The sequence below is a fragment of the Burkholderia sp. BCC0405 genome (assembly GCF_902833075.1).
In the GTDB taxonomy this organism is placed as follows: Bacteria; Pseudomonadota; Gammaproteobacteria; order Burkholderiales; family Burkholderiaceae; genus Burkholderia.
Genome location: NZ_CADFEO010000011.1, coordinates 110,459 through 121,281 on the forward strand (window position 1 = coordinate 110,459; position 10,823 = coordinate 121,281).

Annotated in this window: 9 protein-coding genes; 2 read left to right on the forward strand and 7 right to left on the reverse strand. The window is 66.0% G+C overall.

Going from position 1 to position 10,823, the window contains the following annotated elements:
* Window positions 1-19 precede the first annotated feature (19 nt).
* The 7 genes from HWX36_RS19800 to HWX36_RS19830 all read right to left on the reverse strand — a co-directional run bounded on the left by HWX36_RS19800 (window position 20) and on the right by HWX36_RS19830 (window position 9,473).
* Window positions 20-1,300: a virulence factor family protein gene (locus HWX36_RS19800; protein ID WP_175953881.1), complete on the reverse strand. Its 1,281-nt coding sequence runs from the start codon at window positions 1,298-1,300 to the stop codon at window positions 20-22.
* The gene (gene mprF / locus HWX36_RS19805) at window positions 1,297-3,891 is read right to left on the reverse strand and encodes a bifunctional lysylphosphatidylglycerol flippase/synthetase MprF (RefSeq protein ID WP_175953883.1); all 2,595 of its coding nucleotides are present in this window, start codon (window positions 3,889-3,891) and stop codon (window positions 1,297-1,299) included. The genes HWX36_RS19800 and mprF overlap by 4 nt, the downstream gene beginning before the upstream one ends.
* 645 nt (window positions 3,892-4,536) lie before the next feature.
* Entirely contained in the window at window positions 4,537-4,875 is a 339-nt protein-coding gene (locus HWX36_RS19810) for a small multidrug resistance protein (protein WP_175953886.1), read from the reverse strand.
* A complete protein-coding gene (locus HWX36_RS19815; protein ID WP_244136465.1) occupies window positions 4,872-6,086 on the reverse strand; it encodes a hypothetical protein in 1,215 nt (404 codons plus the stop codon). Before HWX36_RS19815 ends, HWX36_RS19810 begins: the two co-directional genes overlap by 4 nt.
* 14 nt (window positions 6,087-6,100) lie before the next feature.
* A complete protein-coding gene (locus tag HWX36_RS19820) occupies window positions 6,101-7,540 on the reverse strand; it encodes a UbiA family prenyltransferase (protein ID WP_175954124.1) in 1,440 nt (479 codons plus the stop codon).
* Between the two features lie 503 nt (window positions 7,541-8,043).
* The gene (locus tag HWX36_RS19825; RefSeq protein WP_175953888.1) at window positions 8,044-8,478 is read right to left on the reverse strand and encodes a hypothetical protein; all 435 of its coding nucleotides are present in this window, start codon (window positions 8,476-8,478) and stop codon (window positions 8,044-8,046) included.
* 80 nt (window positions 8,479-8,558) lie between these two features.
* A complete protein-coding gene (locus tag HWX36_RS19830; RefSeq protein WP_175954126.1) occupies window positions 8,559-9,473 on the reverse strand; it encodes a LysR family transcriptional regulator in 915 nt (304 codons plus the stop codon).
* Window positions 9,474-9,571: 98 nt separating this feature from the next.
* On the opposite strand from HWX36_RS19830, the gene HWX36_RS19835 reads away from it, so the two are divergent.
* Both HWX36_RS19835 and HWX36_RS19840 read left to right on the forward strand, forming a co-directional pair.
* Window positions 9,572-10,009, forward strand: coding sequence for a heme-binding protein (locus HWX36_RS19835; protein WP_175953890.1), 438 nt, complete (start codon window positions 9,572-9,574; stop codon window positions 10,007-10,009).
* A gap of 4 nt (window positions 10,010-10,013) precedes the next feature.
* Window positions 10,014-10,790, forward strand: a complete 777-nt coding sequence (locus tag HWX36_RS19840) for an SDR family oxidoreductase (protein ID WP_175953891.1) — start codon at window positions 10,014-10,016, stop codon at window positions 10,788-10,790.
* Window positions 10,791-10,823 lie beyond the last annotated feature (33 nt).

Here is a 10,823-nt window from a genome sequence, read left to right on the forward strand (position 1 = left end):
GCGAAGCGGGCGCCCGCGTTCAGCGCGCCGCGACCGGCTTGCCGAACGCGCCGAGGATCTTCTTCTCGAGCGCGATATAGTCGCGGCCGAAGTGGTGATCGCCCTGCGTCTTGATCACGTCGGCGCCCGTGTTCACGAGCGCCGGACACATCGTGTCCTTCTCTTCCGCGCCATAGAAGCACTGCACGAGCTGCGGCGGCACCTTCGCGATTTCCGGCGCGACCTTCAGCGCCTTGTCGCTCGCGGGCATGCCGAGCCAGCCCGTCACGCGGATCTGGAAATCGGCGGCCGGCGCGAAGCCGAGCAGCGACATCACGGCGACCTTGTCGCGCAGGTCGGCCGGCAGCCGGTTGTACGCGAACGGCATCACGTCGGCGCCGAACGAATAGCCGACCAGCGCCACGCGGTTCGCATGCCAGCGCGCCATGTAGGTGCGCATCACGCGCGCGAGATCGCGGCTCACCTGCGCCGGCGGCTTCTCGCTCCAGAAATAGCGCAGGCTGTCGATGCCGACCACCGACACGCCGTCGCGCTGCAGCGCCTCGGCAATCGTCTTGTCGAGATCGCGCCAGCCGCCGTCACCCGAGATCACGATCGCGAGCTGGCCGTTGCCCCCCTTGGCCGGCAGTTCGACGAGCGGCAGGTCCGACACGTCGAGTTCGTCGCCGCTCGTGGTATCCCGCAGATGCGACGTGACGAGCGACACGAGCTTCGCGGAATCGCCCGTGGCCGCCGTTTCGACGAAGCCAGGCATCGCGCGGCGCACGATCGTCGGATCGGGCGGGCACGGCTTGAAGCGCGGATCGAGCTTGGCGGCCGGATCGACCGATACGACACCGGCGATCGTGTTCTCCGGCGCCATCGACAGGATCTGCTTCGCGATCGCGCCGCCCTGACCCACGCCCGCGACGATCGGCGTGAAATAGCGCGACGATTGCGCGAGGCGTTCGAGCTGGTGGCTGACCGCTTCGGCGTCGCCGTCGAGGTGGTGGCAGGTCTCCGGCTTCGCGGCGAGATTCATCGCATAACGCTCCGAATCGACGCCGACCGTCATCGCACCGGCCTTCGCGAGTGCATCGGCGGCCTGCTGGTCGGCCGCATTCCACCCGGCCTCGCGCGAAAACAGCACGACGAAGCCGCGCAGCGGCCCGCTGGGTTTGGTCACGGTCACAGGCCCGTAGCGGCCGCCCGACACGGTTTCGGCCTTCACGGCGGCCGGTTGCGTGGCGCACGCGGCGCCGGCCAGCATCATTGCCGCGCAGGCGGCTGCCGCCCGCGCGATTCCCTTCTTCGACATCATGAACGCCGACCTCCCGCCAGCAATGACAGATCCGCCAGCGTGACAAACACGCCGACCGTGCCCGAGGCCGCGAGGTAACGCGGCTCCCAGTGCGGTTCGAACTTGCTCTTGAATGCGCGCAAGCCGCGGAAATTGTAGAAGCGGCCGCCGAAGCGCCAGACCATCAGGCCGATCCGGTGCAACGGCGACGGCATCTTCGCCGCCCCCATCCCCGAGAACGGCGCGATACCCAGGCTCAGCTTGCGGAAGCCCGCTTCCTTCAGATGCAGCGCGAGCTGCGTAAACAGATATTCCATCGCGTACGGCGACGCCTCCGGCAGATGGCGCATCACGCCGACCGTCGCCTCGGTGTTGAGGTCGGTCGTCATGAACGTGACGAACGCGATCGGCTTGTCGGCCTGCCGCACGAGCATCACCGACTGCGTCGCCAGATAGCCGTCGTGGAACGCGGCGACCGAGAAGCTCTTCTCGCGCGCGTCGCGGCTGTCGAGCCAGCCGTCCGAGATGTCGCGCAACGCCGGCAGCGCGGCCGGCACGTCGCCTGGCGCGATCACCTCGACCGTCAGCGCGTCCTTTTCGCCGCGGCGCAGCGCGTAGCGCAGGTGCGAGCGGTTCGAACCTTTCAGGTCGAACTGGTCGAGCGCGATATGCGCTTCCTCGCCGAGCTTCATCAGCGTGAGCCCCGCATCGAGATACAGCGGCAGTGCGTTCGCGCGCACCTGGTAGAACGCCGCCCGGCCGCTATGCGCGTGTGCGAGCGCGATGAACTTGCTGATCAATGCCGGCCATTCCTCGCGCGGCCCGACCGGGTCGTGCAGCGCGGCCCACGTGCGGCCGTTCTTCGCATACATCAGGAACGCCCGGCGGGACTCCGAGAACAGGAACGACTTGTCGCCCATCAGCGCGAGGCCTGCATCGCTGCATTCCTGCGCGCGGATGATTCGTTCGGCATCCGACAGATCCTGCTCCGCGGGCTTCACGAAACGGCCCGGCGCCGGGCGCAGCAATTGCCACAGCGCGAACAGCGCGACGAACACGCCGGCCGCGAGCGTTGCGCGCAGCGCACGCGGCGCACGCGCGTCGAACGAGAAATGCGACCACAGCTCGCGTGTGTACGGCACGTCGCGGAACGCGAAGAACAGCACCCATACGGCCAGCATCAGCACCATCGCCACCGACACGAACCAGCTCACCGTGAAGCGCTCGGCCAGCAGCGACGAATGGCGGTTGAAGCGGCGGCGGCTGACGAGCAGCAGCACCAGCAGCGTGCCGAGCACGCCGGCTTCGACGAACGCGAGGCCCTTCGCCAGCGACAGCGCGAGGCTCGCGAGCGTCAGCGCGAAGGTCATCCACCACGCGCCGTCGAGGCGGCGCAGCAGCCCGCGTGCGACGAACAGCAGCGCGACACCGAGCACGCTGCAGATCACCTGCGAGCCTTCGAGCACCCACAGCGGCACGAGGTGGCGCAGGATCGCGATCCGGTGCCAGAACGCGGGCGTCGCGCTCGAGATCACCAGCATCCCGCCGACCGCGAACGTCACGAGGCTCAGGAACACCGGCGCGAGCTGCGACACGCGCACGGCCTGCCGCGTCACGAGCCGGCGCCGCAGCGCGCGGCCTTCGAAACCGGCCAGCAGGCCGGCCGACAGCACGAGCGGCACGCCGAAATAGATCGCGCGATACGCGATCAGCGCGGCGACCATCGCGTGCGGCGGCACTTCGCGACCGAGCGTGAAGACCATCGCGGCTTCGAACACGCCGATCCCGCCCGGCGTATGGCCGATCATCCCGAGCAGCAACGCCGCGGCGTAAACAGTAATGAAGGTCGGGAAGCCGACCGGCGCGGCCGGCAGCAGCACCCACAGCGTCAGGCCCGCCGCGACGACGTCGAGTACCGCATACACGACCTGCGCGACGAGATCGCGTCGCGCCGGCACGTCGAACGACAGCCACTTGAAGCGCGTGACGACCGGGCGGGCGGCGTTGCCGCACATCACGACCAGCGCGGCCAGCACCACCAGCAGCGCCGCGCCGGTCCACGTCAGCACGCCGGGCGCGACGTGCAGCATCGCGGCGAGCGCTTCCGGCACGCAGACCATGCCGACCGCCGTCATCAACACCATCGCGAGCGCCAGCGTGCCGCTCGTGAACACCGTCATCCGGCCGATCTGCGCGGGCGTGACGCCCGACACGCCGTACACGCGTGCGCGCACCGCACCGCCCGTCAGCGCGCCGAAACCGGTCGCATTACCGAGCGCGGACCCGGCGATCGCGCCGATCCACAACGCGACGCGCGGCACCTTCGCGGCGACGTAGCGCAGGCCGACCGCGTCGCGGGCGACGAGCGCGAGATAGCTGAGGGCCGTCGCGGCCAGCGACGCACCCCACTCGCCGGCGGACATGTGACGCAGCTGGCGGATCACCGACCGGTAGTCGACGGATTCCGACAGGTGCTGGAAAACCACGATCAGCAGCAGGCCGATGCCGAGCGCGAGCAGCGGCGACAGCACACGCTCGTTGCGGATCAGCGCCCGGAAACGGGCGATCACCGCCGCGGCGCGGCCGGGCGAACCAGAGTGGCGGGAAGACATAGGTTGTTCAGTGGTGGTGCATAGCGTGTCGCGGCGCAAGACGGCCAGGCGGCGACGTATCTGGTTGTTCTGCTTGGGCGGCCGGCCGACGGAAATGGTGGGCGGCGCCTGGATCAGAACTTACGAGTATACGGAATTTATATTACAGAATCTTTCACGTCCGGATTGTGCGGATTTGTGGTGCCGCGTGCGTAAAAATCGCATCAAAAATTGTGCGTCCGATCAACGCAAGGTGCGCATCATACCGGGAACCGGAGGGGTTTTTTCATCGGATGAATGACTTGTGATGTATTTCGGAGAAAACTGCCGGGCGGCGGGTGGCGAGCGAGGATAAAACCGCGAGGCTGGAGGGCTGTTCGGGAATGGAGACGGATTGATCGGGGGCGTGTTTCTACAGGCCTCCTCCCCGAGCCCCTGCGAGGCAGAAACGCGGCAGAAACCGCGGGCACGCATGAACCTGGCCGCGCCGGCGAGACGAATTCGCACACGGGCATGGCGCCTCGCGAGCGCGGGCGATCCGGATCAAATATCGCCGGCTTCCGGAGAAGCCGCCGGACCGGCGCTGACGACGAACCGGTGCGGCAGCAGGCGCCGGCCGGCCCCCAACAACCGCGGTACCGCGCACCGGCTGCAGGCCATGCCGGATCAGGCGAACCGCGTGACCATCCAGACCCCGATCAGGATGACCGCCGCGCCGAGCGCCTGCATCGGCCGCAACAGGTGCTCGTGCAGCGCCGTGAATGCCAACACCACGAGCATGGAGGTCGCGACCATGACCGGATACGCAATGCCGAGCGAAGTCTTGCGCAGCGCGACTGCGTACAGCACGAAGCCGATCCCGTAAGCGCCGACGGCCGCACCGCGCACGATCCACGGCAATAGGCTCGACTCGCCGAGCGCCACGCCCTTGAGGGCCGCCACCCGGAGCAACAGGCTGGCGAGCCCGCCGAACGCGCCGCTCGCAATCACGATCAGCCAGTTCATCGCACCGACTCCGTCGCCAGGGCGGCATCAGGCAAACGACCGGCCCCGGCGTGAACGCCAGCCTGCACGCCGGCGCTGTCGCTGTCGCTGTCGCTGTCGCTGTCGCCGAAGATCGCACTGAACCGGGTCGCGCCATGCAGCGCGATCAGCACGATCGCGGGAAAGGCGACCGAGAAGTTTCGCGCCTCGTCCCGGTAGCCGAAGAAGCAGAACAGCACCAGCACCGGCAGGAACGCAGCAAGGAAGTACGCCCGGTAGCGTGCGGGCGTCGTACGCCATGCCGCCCGGAAGAACACCGCGAGCGGCACGAGCATCAGCGGGTTCTGCAGGCTCGGGGTAAAGATGCCCCTGCCGACGAGGTTGTAGAACGACAGATAGGATTTGGGATTCAGCCAGAACTTCAGGTTCTCCCACGCGTGGTATTCGACGAAACCACCCCCGTTCCCGCCATATCCGCTCATGATGAACTGCCGGGTTGCCGCGCAGACGGCCAGTTGCACGACGAGCCAGCCGACGCGCTTCGACAACGCGACGTCGCGCTCGTGCAGGAAGAACAGCGCGAGCGGCACCAGGAAGAACGTTTCCTTGTTCAGCGAAAACACCGCGATCGTCAGCGTGCACACCAGCAATCGCTTCGTCAGCACGAAGTAGCACGCGCCGAGCACGCCGAGCAGTTCGAAGAAATCGTAGTAATAACCGCCCTGCTGGAACGTCAGCGGGTAGATGAAACTGAACGCCGCCATGAACCCGATCGAATGCCCGAAGTTCAGGCCGTGCAGCCGGGCAAGCTTGTAGACCAGCCACAGCGCAAGCAGCGTCGACAATACGACGGCGATATACGTCCAGTGGTAGACGAGCGCCACGACCGGTGTCCAGTATTCGCCCGGCAGGCTCGTGAAATAGCTGGTATGCAGCGAATCGCGCCGCATGATCGATTTGAACAACTTGTCCCGCACGGCCGGGTCGATGCGTTCGGCGATCCATTTCCCGGCTTTCGGGAACGACGAGCGATAGACGAAGGGCTTCGGCGCGTCACCGTTCATCATCCCGACGAGGCTGTAGCTCGTCGCGAAATCGCCCCGCTCGTGGTCGCGGAACCCCCACTTCAACAGCACGCTGTTGGTGATGTTTCCAGCGCACACGAACAGCAGCACGTACACGATCGCAAAGCGGCAGAATGCCCGCACACGGTTTTGGTTCTTTTCAGTCATCGGTTTTGCGCCGTTCAGGGTGCAGGCAGGAAGTGAGCAGCCAGCACAAGCGCCACCATGACGCAGAGCATGCCGAAACTACCGCGGTTTTCGAGAATATGGACGATCGGATCGTCGTGCATCGCGCCGCGCACCGTCGCAATCCACAGGCGTCCGAACAGATAGATCAGCCCGATCTGCACGAGCCAGAGCAGATGCGGAACCGTGTAGCGCTCCGCCGTTTCGGGCGCGCTGATGAACAAACCGAACACGACCACCGCCGCCAGCGACGCACCGATCCCGAACGGCCACAGCACTTCGAGATCGCTCACCCGGTAATCGCGGCCTGCCGACGTGCGCTTGTCACTCTGACGCAGGGAGACGAGCTCGGAGCAGCGCTTCACGAGCGCAAGGCTCAGGAAAGCAAGCACGGAGAAGGCAAGGAGCCAGCGACTGACCATGATTTCCGCGGCAATGGCCCCGGCGACGATCCGGTGCGTATACAGCAGCGACAGCACGACGACGTCGAGGAGCACGACCGACTTCAGGCGCCAGCTGTAGGCGGTCGTGAGCGCCAGATAGAATGCAAACATGCCGGCGAACTCGGACGACACGGCGAATGCCAGTGCAAATGCCACCGCGAGCAACAGCGCGGCGCCGCCGAGCCCTTGCGCAATCGACAACGCTCCGCTCGCGAACGCGCGATTGCGCTTGCGCGGATGACGCCGATCGTTGTCGAGGTCCCAGAGGTCGTTGCAGATGTAGGTCGCCGATGCCCCGAGCGACATCGCAAGAAACGCGAGCACCAGCGTGGCAACCTTGTCGACGTCGAAGAACGCGAAGGCCGTCAGCAGCGGAACGAACAGCAGCAGGTTCTTCAGCCACTGGTGCACGCGCAGCGCCTTGCACCATATCGCGAGGCCGGCGCGCTCGTTCGCGAACTCCTGTTCGACGGGAATCCTGCTCCGGACATCGGTGGCGACACCGGGCGCCACACCGGCCAGAATGGCTCCCCGGGCACCCGCCCAGATCGGCATGTCTGCCTTGCTGTCGCCCGCGTAGACGAAATCATCGCCGATCTGCTGGCGAATGCCGGCGAGTTTGGCTGCGCCTTTCATGTTCGTGTCGTCGCTGGTGGCGATGACGAGATCGAACAGCCCGAGATGCGCATCCACCTGTTCGGCGATCGAGCGATGTGCAGCCGTCGCCAGCACGATGCAGCGGCCGCTTTCGCGCTCACGAACGAGGTAATCGACAAGCGGCGCGCGGTACGGAAGCGTCTCCGGCCGGAAATCGGCCTGCTCCGCGACCTTGCCCTTGAATGCTGCACGCCCGCCGGCGAGCCAGAACGGCAGCCGCAGCAGGTTCGCAGGTTGATGCTTGACGACACGGATCACGGATTCCACCAGGGTATCCGACGTCGTCAGCGTGCCGTCGAGATCGACGACAAGCGGAAATTTTCTGGTCTCTCGCATTTTGTGTAATGCATTTCCGTTCGACATCGATGTCAAACTGGACAATCTATTATGCGCACCGCTTATATCGAAAAGCCAGGATATCGGTGCCTTCCTGACTTCCACTACCCCGTTCACGACTCAGGCCTCATTGCCACGCCGGCGAAATATCGCGCGTATCCTACCAGAAAAATGGCGGAAAAAGACGGATCTCGGCCAACAGCATTGCCTCCCGGATTCGATTCCGCCGTTCGGCACGTCGCTGATAGTCGCTTCACGCATCATTTTTTTCAAAAGCTGCCCACGACACGAATAGCCCTAAAATCACTCATTTCGCTGAATTAATATTTTTAATTAGATATCCATTAAAATAACTCCACACCCAATTGTAAATCTCCAATTAAATTTACAAAAAAAAAATAACGCCAGCCATTTCCTGTTCATTTTCCGGCCTCTTCCTGGCTGAATTCCGGCAATTCCAATGCCGCACGGCATTTCGACACTGCCACGCGCCGGGTTGCAGCTCACTTTTCCCGCGCATGCTCCCCCAACCCGATCGCCTTGTAGTCGTAAGTCGGATAGAACTCCGTCCGATACGCGCCCCACGCCGTATCCTCGAGCACGCGATTGACCTCGCGCAGCCGCGACGCCGGCAACCGCAGCACGACGATCTGCCCGATCCCCATCGTCACGGTCCAGCTCACCACCTCCACGCCCGGCGGCGGAAACGCCTTGTAGAACCCCTGCTTCGCGAGCTGCGCATTCAGCTCGGCAAGCGGGCGCGACTGGTCGTGTTTCAGGAATACCGTGAGCAGTACCGCGTTGTCGGGCGTCGCGGCAGCCGATCTGGCCGGCACGGTCGACGTCTGGCCGATGGCCGGTGCGCCACCGATCGCGGCGCCGGCCAGCACTGCAGCGATTGCAAGGGTTCGAATCGGGAAATACGGGAATGCCGTCATGACGCGTCTCCATGGCTTCGTGGGCGGAGCCGCCATCATGCGCCGACGGCCGTATCGCCGCAGCCGTCCGGCCGATACGGCTACGCGCCGTCCGCGCCGTTGCGTTCGCGCAGCACGTCGATGAACGCACGCAGCTTGGCCGGCACGTGCTTGCGATTGACGTAGTACAGCCACATCGGCGGCAGCGTGCGGCATGCGCCGGGCAGCACCTCGACGAGCGTGCCGGCGCGCAAGTCCTGCTCGATCCGCTCGCGCATGAACGCGAACGCGATGCCGACACCCTCGCGCGCCGCATCGATCACCGCGTCGGCGTCGTTCGTCACGAACACGCCGTCCGGATCGAGATCGACGTCGCGCTGCCCGTCGCGCAACAGCCATTTGTGCAGGCGTCCGCTCTCCGAGAACCGGAATCGGATGCACGCATGCCGCTCGAGCCCGGCAATCGACGCCGGCGCGCCATACCGCGCCAGATACCCGGGCGACGCAACCAGCGCACACGTCAACGCCGGCGCGATCCGCACGCCGATCATGCCCGGTTGCAACCGGTCGGCCAGGCGAATCCCCGCATCGAACCCGTCCTTCGCGATATCGACCAGTTCGTTCTCGTAGCGGATCTCGAGCCGGACTTTCGGGTAGCGTTCGTGGAACCTGGCGAGCACCGGCGCGATCACGAGCGTACGCGCGAGCGGCAGCGCGGTCACGCGCAACACCCCGTTCGGCTCGCTGCGCGCATCCTTCAGCTCGTCGCGGGCCTGCATGACCTGCCGGTACGCCGGCTCCGTCTGCCGCCAGTAGCGCTGGCCGGCTTCCGTCAGGCTCACGCCGCGCGTGCTGCGATTGAACAGCTTCACGTTCAGCTCGCCCTCGAGCTGCCCGATCGCGAGGCTGACAGCCGCCGGCGTCAGGCCCAGTGCGGCGGCGGCACGCGTGAAGTTGCCGGCCGTCGCGACGGTCATGAACACGTGCAGCCCGGCCATCGGATCGCGTCTGCTCATCATTAAAAAAACTTGAAACGCCTTCGAGCGGAATGCGAATTCTCCCATATACCGCAACTGCCTACACTAGCCCTGTCGTCCCATCATCGGAGCCTCGCATGAACCCGCTCACCGCCGCGCTGCCGCTCGCGGCCGCTCGCCGCACGATCGACGCGGCACTGGCGCATGCCGCATCGCTGCAGGTCGCCGGCATCGCCATCGCCGTCGTCGATGCCGGCGCGAACCTGCTCGCGTTCGCCCGCACCGACGACTGCTTGCTCGGCGCGATCGATCTCGCGCAACGCAAGGCGCTGACGGCGGTCCGCTTCCGCGCATCGACCGGCGCGCTGGGTGCGATGTCGGGTGACGGTCCGCTGCGCGGCATCGAACACAGCCACGGCGGGCTCGTCACGTTCGGCGGCGGCGAACCGCTCGTCGACAGCGACGGGCGCTGCGTTGGCGCGATTGGCATCTCGGGCGGCAGCGTCGACGAAGACACCGCGATCGCGCAGCACTGCCGCGACCGCTTTCCGGCAACGTTCCACTCCACAAGGTAAGCACATGGCACCGAAACGCATCCTCATCACCGGCGCGGGCACCGGCTTCGGCCGCGAAGTCGCGCTGCGCCTCGCCGCACGCGGTCACGACGTGACGGCCGGCGTACGCATCACCGCCGAAATCGACGCACTGGCGGACGTCGCCACGCAGCGCGGCACCGCGCTGCGCGCGATCAAGCTCGACGTCACGTCGCCTCACGATCGCGCCCGCGCGGCCGAGCTCGACGTCGACGTGCTCGTGAACAACGCGGGCGTCGGCGAAGCCGGCGCGCTGGTGGACCTGCCGGTCGAGATCGTCCGCGAACTGTTCGACGTGAACGTGTTCGGGCCGCTCGAACTCACGCAGCAGATCGCGCGCGGCATGCTTGCGCGCCGGCACGGCAAGATCGTGTTCGTTTCATCGATCGCGGGCCTGATCACGGGGCCGTTCACGGGCGCCTATTGCGCGTCGAAGCACGCGGTCGAATCGGTGGCCGAGGCGATGCACGCGGAACTCGCGCCGCACGGGATCAAGGTCGCGGTCGTGAATCCCGGCCCGTACAGCACGGGCTTCAACGACCGGATGATGGAAACGACGCGACGCTGGCGCAATCCGGCCGTGCATACCGTGACGCCCGAGCGGCTGACGTTCCCGCTCGAACAGCACGACCCGGAGGAAATGATCGCGAAGATGGTCGACGTGATCGACCGCGACGGCGGCGCGTTCCGCAATCTGCTGCCGGCATCGTCGGAAGCGTTCGTGCGCGCCGAACAGGCGCGCGCGTGGGAGCGGCAGCAGTAAACCGCCGGCGCAGCGGCGGACGGCATGCCGCCG